Origin of the sequence: Embleya sp. NPDC020630, from assembly GCF_044334985.1 — a bacterium.
GTDB lineage: Bacteria > Actinomycetota > Actinomycetes > Streptomycetales > Streptomycetaceae > Embleya.
This window is the reverse complement of sequence record NZ_JBIRUB010000019.1, coordinates 108,667-127,263: the sequence shown is the minus strand read 5'-3', so window position 1 is coordinate 127,263 and position 18,597 is coordinate 108,667. Positions and strand designations below refer to the sequence as shown.

15 protein-coding genes and 3 pseudogenes are annotated in these 18,597 nt (G+C 69.6%); 7 read left to right on the top strand and 11 right to left on the bottom strand.

The genetic code is table 11. From position 1 onward, the window contains the following. Window positions 1–300: 300 nt before the first annotated feature. Window positions 301–864 (bottom strand): hypothetical protein, encoded by a 564-nt coding sequence (locus ACH4XV_RS39125; protein WP_395797757.1) that lies wholly within the window; start codon window positions 862–864, stop codon window positions 301–303. Between the two features lie 1,104 nt (window positions 865–1,968). Between ACH4XV_RS39125 and ACH4XV_RS39120 the strand changes: the two genes are divergently transcribed. Then, window positions 1,969–2,475: a SigE family RNA polymerase sigma factor gene (locus tag ACH4XV_RS39120; RefSeq protein WP_395797756.1), complete on the top strand. Its 507-nt coding sequence runs from the start codon at window positions 1,969–1,971 to the stop codon at window positions 2,473–2,475. On the opposite strand, the gene ACH4XV_RS39115 is transcribed toward ACH4XV_RS39120, so the two are convergent. After that, window positions 2,456–2,926 carry a hypothetical protein gene (locus tag ACH4XV_RS39115; RefSeq protein WP_395797754.1) on the bottom strand — a complete coding sequence of 157 codons (471 nt, stop codon included), beginning with the start codon at window positions 2,924–2,926 and terminating at the stop codon, window positions 2,456–2,458. The genes ACH4XV_RS39120 and ACH4XV_RS39115 overlap by 20 nt on opposite strands. Before the next feature lie 106 nt (window positions 2,927–3,032). Between ACH4XV_RS39115 and ACH4XV_RS39110 the strand changes: the two genes are divergently transcribed. After that, on the top strand, window positions 3,033–4,187 hold the full coding sequence (locus ACH4XV_RS39110) for a hypothetical protein (protein WP_395797752.1): 1,155 nt from the start codon (window positions 3,033–3,035) through the stop codon (window positions 4,185–4,187). A 427-nt stretch (window positions 4,188–4,614) separates the two neighbouring features. Here ACH4XV_RS39110 and ACH4XV_RS39105 read toward each other — a convergent pair. The 7 genes and pseudogenes from ACH4XV_RS39105 to ACH4XV_RS39075 form a co-directional block, all read right to left on the bottom strand. Beyond that, window positions 4,615–4,875, bottom strand: a pseudogene (locus ACH4XV_RS39105) (ATP-binding protein); the annotation flags it as partial. Between the two features lie 307 nt (window positions 4,876–5,182). After that, window positions 5,183–5,317, bottom strand: a complete 135-nt coding sequence (locus ACH4XV_RS39100; RefSeq protein WP_395797750.1) for a hypothetical protein — start codon at window positions 5,315–5,317, stop codon at window positions 5,183–5,185. A gap of 10 nt (window positions 5,318–5,327) precedes the next feature. Continuing rightward, window positions 5,328–5,780, bottom strand: a complete 453-nt coding sequence (locus ACH4XV_RS39095; RefSeq protein WP_395797748.1) for an integrase core domain-containing protein — start codon at window positions 5,778–5,780, stop codon at window positions 5,328–5,330. Between the two features lie 910 nt (window positions 5,781–6,690). Continuing rightward, window positions 6,691–7,248, bottom strand: coding sequence for a DUF6508 domain-containing protein (locus ACH4XV_RS39090; RefSeq protein WP_395797746.1), 558 nt, complete (start codon window positions 7,246–7,248; stop codon window positions 6,691–6,693). 252 nt (window positions 7,249–7,500) lie between these two features. Beyond that, window positions 7,501–7,791 carry a hypothetical protein gene (locus tag ACH4XV_RS39085; protein ID WP_395797744.1) on the bottom strand — a complete coding sequence of 97 codons (291 nt, stop codon included), beginning with the start codon at window positions 7,789–7,791 and terminating at the stop codon, window positions 7,501–7,503. Between the two features lie 882 nt (window positions 7,792–8,673). Next, window positions 8,674–9,180, bottom strand: a complete 507-nt coding sequence (locus ACH4XV_RS39080) for a peptidase inhibitor family I36 protein (protein WP_395797742.1) — start codon at window positions 9,178–9,180, stop codon at window positions 8,674–8,676. A 985-nt stretch (window positions 9,181–10,165) separates the two neighbouring features. Further along, on the bottom strand, window positions 10,166–10,828 hold the full coding sequence (locus tag ACH4XV_RS39075) for a class I SAM-dependent methyltransferase (protein ID WP_395797740.1): 663 nt from the start codon (window positions 10,826–10,828) through the stop codon (window positions 10,166–10,168). A gap of 61 nt (window positions 10,829–10,889) precedes the next feature. Between ACH4XV_RS39075 and ACH4XV_RS39070 the strand changes: the two genes are divergently transcribed. From ACH4XV_RS39070 to ACH4XV_RS39060, 3 genes are all read left to right on the top strand, one after another. Beyond that, window positions 10,890–11,528, top strand: a complete 639-nt coding sequence (locus ACH4XV_RS39070) for a TetR/AcrR family transcriptional regulator (protein ID WP_395797738.1) — start codon at window positions 10,890–10,892, stop codon at window positions 11,526–11,528. Window positions 11,529–12,060: 532 nt separating this feature from the next. Beyond that, window positions 12,061–12,237, top strand: a complete 177-nt coding sequence (locus ACH4XV_RS39065; protein ID WP_395797737.1) for a hypothetical protein — start codon at window positions 12,061–12,063, stop codon at window positions 12,235–12,237. 1,338 nt (window positions 12,238–13,575) lie between these two features. Beyond that, a complete protein-coding gene (locus ACH4XV_RS39060) occupies window positions 13,576–14,103 on the top strand; it encodes a hypothetical protein (protein WP_395797735.1) in 528 nt (175 codons plus the stop codon). 194 nt (window positions 14,104–14,297) lie between these two features. Here the strand turns inward: ACH4XV_RS39060 and ACH4XV_RS39055 are convergent, their stop codons facing one another. After that, window positions 14,298–14,492, bottom strand: coding sequence for a hypothetical protein (locus tag ACH4XV_RS39055; RefSeq protein ID WP_395797733.1), 195 nt, complete (start codon window positions 14,490–14,492; stop codon window positions 14,298–14,300). 868 nt (window positions 14,493–15,360) lie between these two features. Here ACH4XV_RS39055 and ACH4XV_RS39050 point away from each other — a divergent pair. Further along, entirely contained in the window at window positions 15,361–16,272 is a 912-nt protein-coding gene (locus tag ACH4XV_RS39050; protein WP_395797731.1) for a glycoside hydrolase family protein, read from the top strand. A 958-nt stretch (window positions 16,273–17,230) separates the two neighbouring features. Beyond that, a pseudogene (locus tag ACH4XV_RS39045) lies at window positions 17,231–17,443 on the top strand (DUF3592 domain-containing protein); the annotation flags it as partial. Window positions 17,444–17,528: 85 nt separating this feature from the next. On the opposite strand, the pseudogene ACH4XV_RS39040 reads toward ACH4XV_RS39045, so the two are convergent. After that, window positions 17,529–18,534 (bottom strand): annotated as a pseudogene (locus ACH4XV_RS39040) (integrase core domain-containing protein). Window positions 18,535–18,597 lie beyond the last annotated feature (63 nt).

The following is an 18,597-nucleotide window of genomic DNA, read 5'->3' as shown; positions in this document are numbered from 1 at the left end:
CGAACGCGGCCCGAGGCCGAGTCCGTCCGGGGCGGCGGGATGCGAGGGGGCTGCGCGGTGGCCGTTGTCGAACAGGCACAGAGGTCACCGCGTGACGTCTGTTCGTGACGCCGACGCGGGTCGCGAACGACGGCGCCTTGGCGAATCGGGCAAACCTGACCTGTGACACCGGACTTGGGATCTGCGCAGGTCACCGAGCTGTCCGCCGGAGCCGGTAGACCCGGATGGCGAGCGGTGCGGGCGGGCGGTACATCCGACCGGGCGCCTTCACGAGGAACGGGTGCCGACGTTCGGCACTGGTCAGACTGTTGGCCTTGCACGTCCCAGCAAGCCCACGTCACGCTGTTGAACGGCCTGGATCATCTCCAGGTTGAAGTGGTAGACCAAACCGCCGAGCTGTCGCAGACGGGTTTCGAGGTCCGGGCGCAGCTGCCCTGCTCCTTTCCACAGGGCTTCCACCTCACGTCCGAGGTCCACGAAGGCCGCGCCGATCGTGTTGTCGAGCCGATCGCGCATTTCGGCGCCGTAGTAGCGCTGAACCAGGGCGAGGTTGCGGTTGATGCCGTCGTTCCACTCGAACAGCACCGCCCGGTACGCGTCCATGTGGGACTCGGCGAGCGCGCTGCGGACTCCTGTGTTGGGTGGGGCGGCCTCGCCGGCGAGGAGCCGGAGCCGGTACAGCCGCTTGTCCAGGAGTCGGCTGATCTCCTCGAAGATCCGCAACGCGAGCTGCAATTCCTGGTCGGCGAGTTGGACGCGATACTGGTGCGCCCAGCTCTGTCGCTGGAAGAGGACCCCCAGCAGCCCGCCCAGCACCGTGGTCAGCAGGAAGCCGACCACGATCGGCATCACGTCCTTCCACACGACCGTCCCCGTCCCGAGCCGCCGCCGACAGGAACAATCAAACCACCGGGCGGAACCGACGCGCTGGCCCATCCGAAATCGCATCGGTACCACGGCCACTCGCACGACGTCCCGACTTCGCCGCCGCGCCGGACGTCGATAGAGCCACCGCGCACCCGAGTCCCCCACCACCACCTTGCGCGAGCACTTCCCCACCTCGCACGGCACCGGAACCGGAACCCGGCCCGAACACCGGACGCTCCCGGCCCGACGGGGGCCGGCATCGCCTCGTGGCACCGCCCAGGCCCGTACGAACAACCCTCGTGGGTGTGCCCGTGGTGCACTCTGCGACACACCCGCGGCGCCACCGCGCGGGCACGGGTGTATCTCCCCGCCCACCGCTTGTGGTGCCCACGGCACGCGTGTTGGAACACCGGCGCGCCCCGACCGCTGATCGTCCATCCCGAAACGCTCGTCCTCGCCCGCGCCCTCGCTCGTACGCGCCTACCGGCGACACCCCGGCCCGACCGGCACCCGGCCGTGACCGGATTCCTCGAACACCTCGCCCACATGCTCGGACTCGGCCGCCTCGCGCCTGGGCACGACGACCTTTTACGGTCCTGGATCCGCCACCACACCCTGAAAACCCGGGCTGAGCCCTCCGACCACACACAAAAACAGGGACGGGCAACCGCTGCCCTTTGGCATCCCCAACCGAACTGCACAAAATCTCGATGCATCCCACAACACCCGCGAATCCCAGCGGAAATGAGAAAACCCCAGCTCACAACCCCACCGGGCCATACCCGAACACCCACCCCCACATCCCGAAACCCACCCCGCCAGCCCTACACCCGGAACAATCATCCCGACACAACAGCGAAAACCCACCCCACAACCCCCACGCCACCAACAACCACCCACATCGGGCGGTTCCGGCGTCGCCGCGAGCCGGTCCATCCGCAACCGGCCGTCCTCGATCCGCGCCGTCTCGTTGCCCGGTCGCCCCTCCGCGACCACCGGAATGCGCAGTGACCTGGATCACAGCGGTCCGGCGCATAGTGCGATGGGGGTCAAGGCCTTTCCGACGGTGTGGGGTTCGGGGAGACAAGAGGAACGGTGTCGATGGAGCAGTCTCGAACGGAAGGGTTCGACCGGTTCGTTGCGGCCCGCTGGTCGGCACTGTGCCATCTCGCGAGTCTGCTCACCGGTGGTGATCGACACAGAGCCGAGGACTTGTTGCAGGACGCCTTGGTCAAGCTCTGGTTCGCCTGGCCCAGGGTCGGCGAGCAGGCCCCGGAGGCGTACGTTCGCCGGGTGTTGGTGCGGGCCGCCGCTCGTTCGGCGCGCAGGCGGTGGCGGGGCGAACGTCCCGTCGAGTACGTGCCCGAGGTGGCCCAGGCCGGCGATTCGGCCGCTGCGGTGGACGAACGCACGCGGTTGGAAACCGCGCTCGCGCAGTTGTCGGCCAAGCAGCGGACGGCGGTGGTGCTGCGCTACTACCTCGATTTCTCCGAGGGCCAGGTCGCACAGACCATGGGCTGTCCCCTGGGTACGGCACGTTCGCATGCGACACGGGGCGTGGCCCGCTTGCGACGGATCCTGGGTGAAGTCATCGAGCCGGTGGGGTGAACGACGTCATGGACGACTTCGAGAAGGAACTGGCGCGGATGATGCGCGACACCGACAAGGGCAGACCCTTCGATTCGCAACACCGAACCCGCCTGAGGGCGCGAGTGCGAGGCCGCAGGCGGGCCCGGACGGCATGGGCGGCGGGCGGCGCCGCGGCGGCGATCGTGGCGCTGGCCGCAGGGCTGTTGTTCCTGCCCGGCGCGTCCGCCGACGAGGACCCGGCCGTTCCCGTTCCGACGGCGCGGCCGACCCATGCCCCGGCGAGCGCGACACCGCCTCCATCGTCGCCAACCACCGCCCCGCCGGTCACGACGCCGCCAATCCGCTCGTCATCGACCACCGGAGCGCCGATCGCCGGCGCACCCACCACGCGCCCGCCGGGCGCGCCGGGCAACTGACCACTCCCTGCCACGACGAAGACAAGGGTGGAGTTCGTAAAGGCGGCAAGCACGTGGCCCCGCCCCGGGGATCCCTCGGCCGGCTCCCCGCGCGACACCGTTCCACCACACAACCGACGGAATCGACGGGGCCTCGCCCCGAGTCTGGAGCCATACACCATGAATCGGATCACCGGCAGCACCCGCGCGCTGCTCGCGACCGCCGCATTACTCCTGGTCGCCGGCACGGCGAGCACGGCCACAGCCAACACCGGCCGGTGGACGAGCGAGCAGCTGCCGCCCGGCAACGTGAGCCTGGCCGGCTACGCCAAACCCGATGCCCACACGACCTGGGCCGCCGGTTTCGGCATCACCGAAAGCAGCTTCGCCCCGGTGCTCTACGCGAAGGACGACCACGACGACCGGGGTTGGGTCGAGGTGCCGACCGCGCCCGGCTACGCCGGACGCATCAACGCGGTGGCCGCCTCCTCGGCACGCGACGCCTGGCTCGTCGGCGACAAGGCCCGCAACGGTACCGCGATCGCCACACAGCACTGGGACGGCACCTCCTGGAGCGTGGTCGCGGCCGACGCTCCGGCCGCGGCGAGCAGCGCCGGATACCTGAGTGTGGTCGCGCGCAGCCCCACCGACGCCTGGGCCGCCGGCTGGGCCACGATCGTGGACGGCGTCACGACGAACCCGAACGGCGAGCCCACGCAGGTGATCCACCGAGAGGGCATCGTCGGACGCTGGAACGGCACCTCCTGGCAACGCATGACCCTGCCGCAGCCGTACCCCAGTTGGAACCTCAACGCCATCACAGTGGTGACGGCGAACGACGTGTGGGCTGTGGGCAACGGCACCAATGACGACGACAAGCCGGTCACCCTGCACTACGACGGCCACGCCTGGTCCATCGTGCCCACGCCCGCCTTCACCGGCCTGTACGGCGAGCTCTACGGTGTCGTCGCGCACGGCCCGAACGACGTGTGGGCCGTGGGCCGTGCCGTCCTGGACCCGAACGACGGGGGGCACGCGCTGATCATGCGGTGGAACGGCCACGCCTGGCGCCAGACCCCCGTTCCGGCCGAAGCCGGCGCCTTGGTCGGTGCCGCGACGGTCCCGGGAGGCATCGTCGCCGTCGGCCAGAAGGCCACCTCCGATGCGCAACCGTACGGCCTGCACATCACGGCGGGTCAAGCCCACTCGCTCGACCTCCCGGCGCCGAGCCCTGGCGGGGCCTACTACCCATCGGCGGTGGGCGTGGACCGTGGCCGTGTCACGATCGTCGGTTCCGGCGCCCAGCGGGCCCGGATCCTGACCGGGCACCTGTGATCTCACCCCAGGGGATCACCGCGGCACCGCGGCGCCGGCAAGACGGGCCGCCTCGGCCGAACGATTCCACGGGGACCGGCTGAACGTCGGTCCCCGGGCTCGGGCGTCGGCCGCGGGACTGCGCGGCAGACCCCGGCCGCGGCGAGATGGCGCCACACACGGGGCGGCCTCGGGTGTTCCGGCGCACTGACCGGGTTGCCGGACGAAGCCACGGTTCGTGTCGGCCCGCCCGCCGGAGAACCACCGAAGGGTTCTCCGGCGGGCGACCTCGGGGCCGAGGTCACCCACGGTCATTCGGCGCCTGTGTCAACGGAAACTTTGATCTCCCCGGCGGCGGGAATGACCACTCACCCACTGGCGGACATGAAAACTTCCCACGGACAGGATTTCTCCCCACCGGGTCCGCGTGATCCTTCTCGGGTGGGTGTCAGATCAGGGATCTCACCCCCTTGCCCGAGGTGGCTTCGGTCAACCGGAACGAGTCACCCTGCGTGACAACGACATGGGCATGGTGCAGTAGGCGATCGACGGTCGCGGTGGCCAGGGTCTTGGGCATGATCTCGTCGAATCCGGACGGATGAAGGTTCGAGCTCACGGCCATCGCGCGTCGTTCATAGGCTGCATCCACCAGGCGGAAGAACCCCTCGGCGGCGTCCGCGGAGACCGGTAGGAGGCCGATGTCGTCGACCTATGTAAGCGTCGGGCCCGCCCGCCGGTCGGCGGGCGGGCCCGGTGTGCCGGGGCGGGGCGGCCATTGCGTGAGTCCGGGGACGGGTCGGTCGTTGGGCCCGGGTGTGGTGGTCCGGCGTCTCCCCGTCGCCGGGCCCGGCCGCACCGGATCGGCCCATCCTCCGAGGCCGACCGGGCACATCGCGCGCGGACGCCGGTCGGCACGACAGACACCACGTCCGCCCGCAACCGGCGCGGGTGTTCCCCGGAGGCGAACTCGCCGTGATCGGCGTCGGCGGCCCCGTCGTCGCGGCGGGCGCACGGGATCAGTGGTTGGTGACCCACCACACGATCCAGGTGCCGACGGCGGTGCCCGTGCCGGTGGCCAGGCCGCGTGCCGCGGTCAGGACACGGGCGGCGCGGACCAGGTGAGGGGCCTCGCGTTTCTCGGACAGGGTCATGACTGTCGATTCACGCGGCGAGTCGCAACTCTTCGAACTCGGCATGCACCTCGCTTGGAGGGCGGTATCCCACCGCCGAGTGAAGACGTTTGCGATTGTACCAGAATTCTATATAGCGGGTGATGTCTCGTCGAGCTTCCTCGCGAGTCGAGTACTTCGTGCGGGAGACGCATTCGTTCTTCAAGGATGCGAAGAAGGACTCGGCCATTGCGTTATCGAAGCAGATCCCCGTACGGCCGACGGAGCGGCGCAGGCCGAATCCGCCGAGCACCTGCGCGTATTCTGCCGACATGTGGTTGCTTCCGCGATCGGAGTGAAATATGGCATCCTCGGCAAGAGGGCGATTGCGTGCCGCGTTGCGGATCGCCCGTGATATCAGCGGCGTCTGGTAATGGTCGTCCGTCGCGTAGCCGACGACCTCTTTCGTGCAGCAGTCGATCGCGGTCGCGAGATCGGGCTTCACTTCGACCGCGATCCGCGTTGCCGGAGCATGGCACAACCACCCGCTCGTGAGGGACCTTCACCCGTGTTCGGGCCGCGCCAAGTCAGCTGTGGTCCATCGGAGTTCACCGACCCGCCCCGGGAGTCCGAAGCAGGGGACCGACACCGCCGGCCGAACACGAGGATCCCCGGTGGGTCCGATGCGTGCCCGGGCGGAGGGAACGCCCGGGACTCGTCGTGACGAAGCCTCGCGCCCGACGAGGGTCCGAGGCCGGCACGGTATCGGCGCCGGGACTTCGGTGTCCAGGAGTATCGGGGATCGTCGTCCCGTCATGACTTCGAACACCGCCGACACCCGCGATCCCGGCCCCGTCGTACGGATTCGGCTCGGCGACACCGTGCGGTTCCACCATCGCGACGACCGAGGCACGGTGAAGGCGTTGCATTGCGACACCCGGAACGAGACCCCGGGTGCGCCGTGGGCCGAGGCCGATCACGGCACGGTCGCCCTGTTGCCTTCGGAGAAGGGTCGTGCGGTTCGGGCACGGCATCGATGCGGCGCCCGAACCGCATTCGAGCCGACCGCCGGCTACGCCCGCGACTGGGCGCTGTGGAGCGAGTACCACGCCTGGCTGGCCGAACGTACCGGCCACGTCATGCCGTCGACGACGGTGACGCCGGGCGCGCTGGTCGGGTTCGTGCGCTGGCTCGACCAGGTCAGCGTCGCCGTGCCAAAACTCGATCGAGCGCCGGATCACCGGCGAAGTCGATGTGCCCGGCACGTCTCAGGGGTCGTCCTGTTCCGCGGAGCCGGTGGGTTCCTCGGCGGTGTCCCAGCCGTGTTTGACCTGTTCGTAGGCCTGCTTCTTGTTCCAGGATCCGGTGGTGGTCCAGGCGAGTTCCTGGACGTCGAACGCGCCGGTGTCCTGGTTCTACACCAGTCGGGTGCGGCCGTCCCGGGCGATGTGGGTGACCTGTCCGTGCCGGTGGTCGCCGACGTACACGTACCGGGCCGGAGCCCTCCCACGCCGGGGCACCGAGGCGGGTCCGCCCCGGTGCGTGCGGCGGTCGGTGGCGGCCAGGGTGACGAGTATGGCGTGGAGCAGCCCGTCGGTGACGGCCGTGCCGATCGTGCCTTCGCAGAAGCGTTCGCCGCGGACCATGTGGGTGGCGGCGAGGACGGCCTCGTCGGGAGTGAGCCCGCCGGGCTTGCGGTGGTCGGGGCAGCGGGTGGTGGTCCAGTCTGCGCGCGGGGTGACCGCGCCGACCTCGTCCAGCAGTTCCACCGCGCGGTTCACCCGAGGCGAGTAATTCGGATATGCCAGAACGAAAGCGCCGGCCTCGGTCTCTCGGGGCCGAGTCCAGGCCACGTCGTCGGCTGCCGCTGTGGCGAAGTCGTCCGCGAGGGAGGCGAGTTCCGCCCACGCGTCCACCCTGTCCAGGTGCAGTGCCGCAGTCAGGCGGCTTTCGTGAGTGCGCTCGTCGCCCATCTCGTCTCCTTCCCGAAGCGCGGACGCCACGGTCCCGGGCGGGTCGCCGGTGCGGCACCCCACCCGAAGTGTGCTCCGCAGGGCGGGAGCCCGCGACAAGAAGGGCATCATCTCGACGACGAACCGAACACACAACATCGAAACAGGGCTCGGCACTCGGGGCGCGGATCGAACGTGTCCGGTTCGCCTGCGCCCGAAGCATCGACCCCGACGACCCCACCGACCTCGCGTCGGGGGCAAGCAAGGCATGTGTCAGGCCGATCCGCAGGCGCGACGGCGCAGTTCGTCCAGCCACTCCCGTACCTGGTCGTCGTCGTGGAGGTAGTCCTCGCCGGGCCCGTGTCTCACGTCGACACCGTGCAACCGGCCCAGAGCCCACCAGGTCGGCTCGTCCCACTCGAGCGTGCTGCCGTCGCCGTGGGAATCCTTCTCGACCCAGCGAGCGGCCCATCGGTCGGCGGCATCACGGCTCATCCGACCCTCGATCAGCGCGACGAGGCACGCCTCGACATCCTCCCGGCCAGGCCGGCGATCATCGTCCATGCATCGACCGTATCCGCCGAGCAGAACACCCCACGCGCGGCGTGGATCCGGCGCCGGGGAAGCGGAACCCGAGCCAGCCGGGGTCGTCCTCGCGTTCGTGAGGTCGTCGACGGCAACGGCGCCGGGCGTTGTCATCGTGCTCTACATCGGGCGACGGTCCGGAGAACCGTGACGACCGGGACATCGGGCGACACCGGACAGCCGACGAAGAACCGGCCCACGGCGACCTCGCGCCGATCCTTGCCGGGCACCGGGCCGGAGCCGTACGGGGCGTGCGCGAGTGCCCGCACCCCCACGTCGAGTTCGTTCCCGTCGGCCGGCGACAGGGCTCGCGTCGACCGCGATACGAGCCCTGCTTCGTCGACAACGACGCGGTGGAGAATCCCCACGTTCGCGGGGCCGACCCTCGATCGAGTAGCACCCGAAAGCGGAGCTCGGAGCAATCCCCGCTCGCGCGGGGCCGACACTGGATGACCTGGGATTCTACCAGTGGGTATCACCGTTTTCGTATAGTTGCACCTTGCCCCATGTGGACTTGCGTGAGTGAACTTCCTTCGACCCCAACGTGGTTCACCGGTGGCCCTCATCGGTGCCGTGCCGGTGTGGTGGCCGGTTCTCGGGACGGTTGAGGACGCCGCAACCCGGTGAGTCGCGACGGGTCACCGCATCGAGCACAGGTGGCGGTCGACCTTCGCGTCGACCGAGGGTCGCGATACGACGCGAACGGACTCGTTCGCGGGGCCCGAACGCCCTCGCGTCGATGCTCGACGCCTGTTGATCCGGGTGGGCCCACCGGTTCGTCCGCTGTTCGGAGCGGCCGGGTGGGCCCACGCACTCACGGACTCGTCGGTGTCCGTCGCATCGCAACCGACGGGTGGATCGTCAGTAGCAGTCCAGGCTGGAGGCCGCGTCGTTCGACTGCACGTTGGGCGAGCTCGCGCCCGGCAGCATCCTCCAGATGCGGCCGCCGCCGGCGCCGTAGTCGTTCCAGACGTCGACGAACCTCGACGGGGAGTTGTCCGCCCAGGCCGACGCCTGGTCGTTGAAGCCGTAGTCGGTCAGGTTGATGATCAGACCCGAGCAGATCGCCGGGATCGCGTTCCAGGCGATCATGCGCCCGCCGAAGCCGCTGTGCTCCCACAGACAGAACTGGTTGTAGCCGCAGTCGGCCACGCCGCGCAGGCTTGCCAGCTTCAAGGTGACGGCGCCGTTCTGCCAGGAGACGGTGTCCGCGCCGGTCTGCACGCCGCCGGGGTGCTCGGCGAGCACCCTGGCCATCTGCGTCCGTAAGGATGCCGCCGTGGGGGCGGCGTCGGCGACGCCGGTGCCGACGGGTAAGCCGAGGCCGACGACGACCGCAGTGGCCAGTGCGGCTGACTTGATCTTCATTCGATACCCTCGCTGTCCGTTCGCATGGATACGTTCGGTACGTTCGCGCGGTTCGATGGATCGAGGAACGGGGCAGCAGGGGGGTTCCCGGTAAACCCTCGCGGACTCTCTCGCGTAGGGCAGGACGTGCTCACCGGACCGGTTCTGCTCCGCGCCGCTCCTGTACCCATTAAGTCGAACCCGGGGCACCCGGGCAAGCAAACACGATATGAACTCCCGCCCTGGTCAAGGCAATTGCCAACCCTGGGACCTCATTACCCGGCATCCACACCCCGTCCTGCGGGCACCGCGCCGGCCCGGCCGGGAGCGCACTTCCGTGCCGCCGGCGGCCGGTGAAGGAGACGCTGCGCCCGGGCATGTGCCGTTCGTCGACCAAGTGTCATCGCAGCCCGGTCGCCGGTGCGCTCTCGCCGGGCGTAGCCGGGGCCGCCGGGGAATTCACCTCCTTCGAGATCATCCGTGCCGGGTACTCGCGGCGCCGGAGCAGCGCAGCCGGGAGTCCGGGGATGATCACCTTCGGGGTGTCGTACAGGGTCCCCGTCCACGCGAGGTGGCGGTCGACCCTTGGGTCGACCAAGGATCGCAGCCATCGGTCTCGACTCCGCCGTCGACGCGGACGTCGGCAGGCACGGCGGCGCGTCGCGTACGCGGGCGCCGAAATCGTCGAGGAACCGAATCCCCCGCGTGCGCGGGGCCGACTCGGAACGCCACCCGCAGGCGCGGCACCGACCACGGAACATCCCCGCCTGCGCGGGGCCGACACTGGATGACCCGGGGTTCTACCAGTCGGTAACAGCGTTTTCCTCGGCTGCATCATGCCATCCATGCGTCGTCTTCGGCGAGGCGAATCTCCGCCGCCACGGCGGTAGTTCACCCGACCGACCCCCTCCGTGCGCGGAGGCGGCGGTCGTGCCGGACCGACCGGCGCCGGCGCGAGCGGGGGCGACTCGCGCGCTTCCGGTCCAACGTCAACCCCTGCGGCATCTTAGGCGTCGCGGCGCAGTGTGAACCAGAAGGTCGGCACCGAGTTGGTGCCGGGTGTGACGTCGAGCAGTTCCCAGCCGGGGAATCTGGCGCGGAGTTCGTCGGCTGTGACGCCTGCCGCCCATGACGTGATCTCGGTGGTCGAGTTGCCGTGTGGCTCGGGGCCGTATCCGAACATCAGCAACCGTGCTCCGGGAGCGGCGCGTTGGGTGAGCCCGGCGGCGTAGGCGTCGCGGCGGTGCAGCGGGATGCCGCAGTAGCAGCTCAGGTCGAAGAACAGGTCGAAGGGGCCGGGCGCGTCCAGGTCGTCGAGGCGGGTGGCGTCTCCGTGCAGCAGTCGCACCGTTACTCCCGCCTGCGCGGTCTTCTCCTTGGCCTGGTCGACTGCGCGGTCGATCAGGTCGACGGCTGTCACCTTCCAGCCGTGTCGTGCGAGGTGGATGGCGTTGGTTCCGGTGCCGCAGCCGAGTTCGAGGGCGCGGCCGGGCGGCAGTGCGCCATGCCCCTCCGTCAGGGTGACCAGCTCGGGCGGTGTCACTCCGGTGTCCCAGGGTGCCTTGCCGGTGCGGTAATAGCCCTCCAGTGCGCGGTGGACGGCTTCCTCTTCCGGGTTTCGCCGTGTCGCGGCCGGGTCCGGCTTCCGGGTGGTGTTGGACTGGTCCATCGTCTCCCCCAAGAAATTAGAGTCAATCTCTAGTGTCGAACTCTAGAGATATGCTCGCCACATGGACAATGTCAAGCGGCCGGACAAGCGCGCCGAGCGCTCACGACGCACGCGCGAGAAGATCGTCGAGGCGGCTCGCGAGCTGTTCGTCGCGCGGGGTTACGGGGCGACGAGCCTGCAGGAGATCGCGGACCGGGCGGGCGTGGCCGTCCAGACGGTCTACTTCGTCTTCCGCAACAAACGCACGCTGTTCAAGGACGTCGTCGACGCGTCCATCGCCGGGGACACCGAACCGGTCGCAACGATGGATCGTGAATGGTTTCGCGCCGCGTGCGCCGAGCCCACCGCGGCCGGCCAGCTGCGCGCGCACGTCCGCGGCACCCGCGCGATCCTCGGCCGCGTCGCCCCGATCATGCCGCTGATCGCGTCCGCCGCGGCCACCGACCCCGAGATCGCCGCGCAGTGGCCGGACGGCCCCGACCCGCGTTACACCGTGCAGTACGCAGCGGCCGAAGCCCTCGCCCGCAAACCCGACATCCGTCCCGGCTTCTCCGTCGAGATGGCTGCAGATCTGCTGTTCGGCCTGCTCAGCCCACAGCTCTACCTGATCCTCGTCCGCGACCGCAACTGGTCACCGGACACGTGGGAAGAGTGGGCCCGCAGCACCTTGACCTCCCAGCTCTGCGCCGACCCCGGCTGAACGGACGGACATCACGATGTCCTCCAGCCCGCAATGCCGGTGCCCGACCACCCGGCCGACACCCGTACCGGACCCCACACCGACAGGATCATCCCGGCCGCCCAAGTCGTCGGACCAGTAGGCCGTGGTTGAGGTTCGGCCGCGACGTCGCGGTCCAGACGGTAGGTGGCCTGCCGGCTGCCGCCATCCTTGCGGTGGTAACCGTGTTCGTCCTCCCGTAGGTCCGGGCGCGTGCCCCGGGTCGGCGTCGGCCCGGGACACTGCTCACCCGAGGGCGATGGGCCCGACGGCGATCACGACGGGCAGCATCAGCGGCAGGCAGGATCCCCGTCCGCTTCGGCGACTTCCTTCCCGGCCTTGCCGGCGAGTTGTCCTTGCGTCTCGGGCCCGGGGAGCGACGCGCCGGGGGACCACCGTGCTCCCAGTAGTTGTCGGTTCCGAATGAGTCTCGACCACATCGCTGGTTGCGCCATGAGCGGGCGTTGCACCGTCCCTTCGGTCATGGTCCTGGTCGGAGTGGCTCACCGTCTCGTTGGGCGGTCTCGCACCGTTCCTGCTGTACACAGGCACGATCCCGGCGGCGAACCTGGCGATCACCGCCGCGGGAACCGTGCCGGTGCGGCCCGGGATCACCGCCCCCGCCGCCGTGCCCGTGGCCGCCCTCGCCCCCACCCTGCGCAACGCCGTCCTCGAACCATGTACCGGCTGACCAGGCTCTGTTCGAGCACACCTCGCGAGCCGCCGCCGGGGTCGCCTTTCCGTAACCGACCCTCGTCGTGGCGCCGACCGGACCATCGCACGGCAGACAATCCCTTCGCCCCACCCGATTGCCAAGCCTGTCTTCGACCACACGCGGCCGGGCGTCCGAGCCCACCCGGACACCGACGAACGCCCCGCCGACATCCTCGACCACGATGATGGGGAAGCATCCTCGGTGCAATGCGGTAGCGTCCCACCCGGCGCATCCCGCGGTGTCGGTGGTTGGCGACAGCATGCAGGCGCCAACCACCGAGACGACGGGCCATGGGCGCGACGCGGAGTCGTCGGCCCGTGGGTAAGCGAGTTTGACGCCCGAGATCGCGCACGCGCATGTTCTGCCGTGGCTGCCGGCACGGAACCAGATGGCCCATCCGCTTCGTCCGCTCCGGACCAACCGACCGACGACAACGACGGGCACCATCCCCGAGCATCGATCCCTTGCCGCGAAGTGCGATACCCGGAGCGGGACCTCGGTCGGTCCGGAGCGGACACCGCCTCGGCCGGGATCACGGACACTCGCCGAAGGATCGCCAACTCCGCTCAGAGCAACGAGAGTTGTATCCGATCCATTGGCGCACCCCACGCTACCGAGTCCGGTCCTCCCATGGCGTGCGCATGCGGCTCCATTGCGTACCACGCCGACACGGTCGCAACGGGCGCCAACCTCAGTCCGGCACAGGCGCCCGAACCGGCCGCGTCCCCGGCAGAGACCGCCACGCCGAGGACGGCGATGGCGAAGCGCGGCCCGACGCGGCAATGAACACTCACGTCCGCGAGGCTCGTTCACGGTGCGACGGACTCCGATGACGGCCGGCCGGCAACGCACGAGACACGACAGCGCACTCACAGCCCGGGCCGAACGCACACGTCGAGGACGACGAACCACACCCGACCGACGCCCTCCTCGGTCGTAACCGACCCACCACGCGTCGGCGACCCGCCCTGCGGCGATCCCCCAGTCGTGGCGACGGCGAACGAAGAGTGGAGGTACCGTCCCCACCCGCCGTCGCGGACACCGACCCCGGCCGCACGTAGTCCCGGGCGGGTCCGACGACGACAAGGCGGATTCGACCATGCGCGGCGCCCTGGCACGCACGACGGCGGCAGGTACCGTCCTCGCAGCCCGGCAGCCCTCGCGGACCGCCGTCGCGCCCCGATCACCACGGGAGCGAACACCGCACCGGCCCCCGCGGATCACCAGCCTGCCTCCGCGCCCCGCCACCCACGCCCGCCCCGCTCGTCGCCGACCGTCACCGTCCCGCTCGTCCGCTCAACCCACGCACAGGAAGTGGGATCCACCGCCTCGCGTCGCGTCCGACCGCGGGCATGGCTGCGCGCCGTGGACTGGCTGATCACCACGCGCTCGCACCCCAGGGCCGGAGCGACCACCGCCCGCGTCGCGCGTGACCTGGCCGCTCGCATGGACCATCACGAGGGAACCGTGATCTACGGCCTCGACGCCACCGCCGAGCGCCTACGGCTGTCCCGCGCCACCGTCAAACGACACGTCGCGATCCTGCGCGAACTCGGCGCCCTGGCCTGGCACATCCACGGATCCCGGCGCAATCTGCGCAGGCCCGGCCGGCCCTACACCGCCACCGGCACCGTCTACGCCGCCGTCGTCCCGCCCGCCTACGACCACGCCCACGGCCACCGCATCAGCGGCACCGGCTACACCGCCCGCCTGATCGGCCTCACCTCCACCGCCCGGGCCCGCATGGCCGCAGCCGCGGCTGCGGCCACACGTTCGCGAGGCGAAGCCGCTCCCCCACCGCAGCGGGGAGTCACAGGCCCCGCCATGCGCCCCCTTCCCTGAACACACCCACTCCCCCGTTCGGGTCTCGGTCGATCAACGGGTTCAAGAACACACGCACGCCCCCGAACACGGTGGCGACCGCGACCACGATCAATCACCCGGGTAGGGGCGTCCGTTCGCCCCTGCGGGTCGCCCGCGACATTCGCGTCGCCGCCACCGTCCGCGCCCGGGTGACCTGGACCGCCCACGAATCCCTACGCCGCCTGGCCTGGGCCCTGCGACCCCTGATCGACCGCGAACTCGACGCCCCACGCATCGCCGGCGAACTCACCGCATGGCACCTCGACGACTGGCGCCCCCGAAACCCGGCAGCCTTCATCACCGCACGACTGCGCCGCGAAGCCGCCCTCGACGCCCAGCACCACGCCGAACGGGCCGAGGCCGTCCACCCGACGAGCAACCCCGCATGGCGCGCATGCATGGACCGGCTGTTCCCCCCCGCCCACCGACCCGACGCACGCACCACCACGCACCCCCGAAGCACGCCGGGCCGCCCGCGCCGCGGGACGCCACGACCTCGTCCGCGTCATCGAACACCTCGAACACGACTTCACCGACGCCCTGGACCTGTACGGAACCGACCTCACACGACGCGCAAGCAACCTCGCCGGCTCCCCCACCATCCACTGGCACACCCACTGACCCGGCCCCCGACCCGGGGGAACCGCACCCCATCGTCGACGACACGGTCGCATCGCCGGTGCCGCACACTCGCCGGACCGATGTCGCTCCCCGCCGGGATCCGGCACGTGATCACGGTCCGGGGCCCACCGATCGCGTCGGTGCAACGCCCCTCGTGGACTTACGCGATCCCATGCACACACCCGCGAGACGACGTTCGATGGACGGACCGTGCCGAAGAACTTCCGACACAGGCCGTTGCACACGATGGCCGACGCCTTCACCGCCGTCGGCCACGGACTCGAACCACCGACATCCAGGCGCCTAGCAGACCCGGAACTCGCCCACCATCGCCGGAAGTTGCGAACCTCCGCGACTTTCGCGGCTGTCGAGGAAGGCACCACGCCCTCCAGGATGGTGACGCCCGCGGTTCCCGCGGACGACGTGGGCCCGTCCGTAAGGCGGCGGCAAAGGCCGGTCGGGGCGCACGACGATCCGAACCGCTCGTCGTGCACATGGGTCGGCCGATGGGTGCGCCTCGCGGCAGCGCGGGTCGGATGACGCGGGCTTCACGTCGCCGTGGTGTGTTCGTGACGCTCGGCCCGGAGCCGGCGTCCACCGAGAAGGGGTTGAACCATGTTCACGGCATCCGAACGCGGCGCGCGGGCACCCTGGTTGCGTGCACTGGCCGCCGGGTTGGCGGTGGTGGGGGTGTTGGGGGCCGGCGCGGCACCGGTGTCGGCGGATCCGGTGCAGGTCGTGCCGTGTCCGGACGGCACCTATCCGGCGCTCATGAGTCCGCAGCAGATGCGGGAGTTCGTCGCGGGCCACGAGAGCGCGAACGGCCTGGCGGGCGACAAGCACGTGTACACGGACTCGACGGGCCATCCCACGATCGGGGTCGGCTTTCGACTCGACCGGGGCGATTCCCGCGCCATGCTCACCGCGGTCGGCGCGGACTACGACGCGGTCCGCGAAGGGCGGGCCGACCTCACCGGGCGGCAGATCGCCCTGCTGTTCGAAGCCACCTACGACCAGGCGGCGTGGGCGGCGGAGGAACTGGTCCCCGGGTACGCCGCGTTGCCCACGACCCGCCAGGCGGTCCTGGTGGACATGGTATTCAATATGGGCAAAACGGGCGTGGGCAGGTTCACCGGGATGTTGACCGCCCTGGCGAACGGGGACTACGACGCAGCTGCGGCGGAGATGCGCAAATCCGTATGGGCCAAGCAGGTCGGAGCCAGGGCAATCGAGGCGTCGCGGTTGATGAAACTGGGGTACGTGTGCAGCACCGTCAACCCCGACGGCCCCCCGCCGGTGTCCTCGGACATCCCCGGCAGGCCCAAATCCTCCACCCCCGGGGGCGGAAGCGCACACGGCGGCACGGTGCACTACCCGGACGGCGAGACGATCGCCTACGGCGGCTCGGCCGGACCCGGCGAGGGATGCCGCTTGCGCGCGTGGTACTCCGACTACGCCGGGGAGCGCTACTACTCGATCGCCGCCGACTGCCCCGGAGGCGTCTCGATCGTCATCCAGCTCTCCTGAGCGCGCCCACTCGCCCGAGCGGCGCGAACGAGACCCGCGCCGCTCATCGGCGTAGTCGGCCACCGCCACCGTGTCCTCGGGCACAACCACTTCGGCCGAGTCGGCAGTGCCTCGGGCACGGGGCACGATCGACGGCCGGCAAGAACAGGCCCGGTTCGACCCGGCCTGGCGATGTCGCACCGGGGCCCTGACAACTCAAGACGCGGCGGTCACGGGTGAGCGCCGGGCACCCGCGACGCCGGCCTACTTCCGACGGACTCGACCAAGTGCGTGTGTCTCGAAAGGAGTTCGTGCGCCATCCCTGCGCCCTTCGACCGCTCGCCCGGGGTGGGCGCGTTCGCGTGGTCGTCGTACACGTCGAGACGGATGTCGTCATCGTGGTCGCCCCGGACCTCCTCCCTCACGAGAACACGCTCTCGGAAGTGCCGTAGACGCGACTCTGGGCGCCTGGACAGCGGTACGCGCTCGGCCGTTGGCCGTTCTTGCACGGGTCGAAGAGGTGGATGGGCTTTGTGCTCGTCGACGACGGTAGGAGCAGTCCGTTCGGGCGGGCACGGTGGTGACGATGTTCATGCTGATCGCGGTTTCGTAGTGCGTTGCGTGGGTCGGCTCGAGGAGGTTCCATCGGATGGCGTGCACGAGGGCCGGTCACCCGCCACGGCCGGATCGCCTGGACTCCGCACACCGACTCACCAACGGGCCCGGCCACCACCGGATCACGTTCGGGCCAATTTCCGGGACGGCCGGGACGCGCTCGCGCGAAAGCTTGCACCGTCGGACAGGCCGGCGCCACCAGCACACCAACGGGAACCGGAAAGCGGCCTGAAGCACCTTCAGTCTCCGACGGCCGGTCCCGGCAACGGGCAGCAGGTGGCCGAATCGTGCGCTCGGCAAGCTTGTCGGCACCACGGCACGGGAACAACGCGTATACCTCTTGCCATAGAAAACGCTTCCGGGCATGGCGCCGCGTTTCGCCTTCATCATCCTACTGATCGCCGGTTCCGCTTTTCTGATCATCGGAGCGCGGAACATTGACAAGACCAGAAAGCTGCGGCGAACCGGAGAAAAGGCGAACGGAGAGGTTATTCGTCACAGCCAAAGCTCCAGTGACAGTGGAGAGAAGTTATACTCACCCGTTGTGGCGTGGCGGACCCCCGGCGGCAGCGAACATGAATACTGCCCCGGCATGCACCAGAACGGAAAGGGCCGCTTCGACCTGGGGACCCTGCCCTTGCCGAGAACCTCATCCGCGCAGCTCAGGCAGCATGTTGGTACTCGTGGAGGGTGCCACCGAGTCGCGCTCGTCGTCGTATGTCCAGATGAGCGATCCGGTCCGGATCCTCGATCGGGGCGGGCAGCGGGTAGAGGGGACGGGCATTGGCGATGCCCTGGTGCGGTCTGTGCTCGTTGTAGAACGTCTCGAACTCACGCAGGGCGTGTAGGAGATGGCGCTGGTCCCAGATCAGCGTGCGGTCCAGCAGTTCTCGCCGGCAGGTCTGCACCCACCGCTCCATGATCGAGTTCATTCGGGGCATCCGGACGCCGCTGAGTACAACCTCGATACCCGCATCCTTGAGTATCTCGTCGAACATTCGCGGGAACTTCCCGTCCCGGTCTCTGATCAGGAACCGTGCCCGGCAGTCGGCATCCTCAAGGTCCATGACAAGGTTCTTAGCGGCCTGGGCCACCCAGGACGCAGTCGGATGCGCGGTCGCGCCGAGGATCCGAATCCGGCGGTTCGCGTGCTCGATCGCGGCGAACACGTACAAGCGAGCCCCGGACAGGGTGACCGCCTCGAAGAAGTCGCAGGCCGGCAGTGCGCCGGCCTGGAAACGCAGGAAGTCCGCCCAGGTACTCGAGTCCCGCTCGCGTGCTGGGTCGATCCCGGCCTCCTTCAAGATCTCCCAGACTGTGGACGCCGCCACCTTCACCCCGAGCACGAGCAGCTCACCATGCAGCCGCCGATAGCCCCAACTCGGATTTTCCCGGGCCAGGCGCAGTACCAGCGCTCGGATCGAGTGCACGGTGCGGGGCCGGCCTCCGCGCTTCGGTCGGGACCGGACACCGTGCTGGCGGGCGATGATGTTACGGTGCCATCGCAGCACCGTGTCCGGCCGCACCAGTAGTAGCTGCCGCTCCAATACCGCGATCTGATGGCGCAGAGCCAGGATTTCCACATCCTTGTCGCGATCGCTCATCGGCAGCAGCCCGCAGCATCGCGAACGCGTTCGTCACGCCCAGGTACACCAGTCTCATCAGCACGGCCGATCATCATGCCGCGCCCACCGCCAATCGCGCGAGAGCGCCGACTCGGGCAACCAGTGC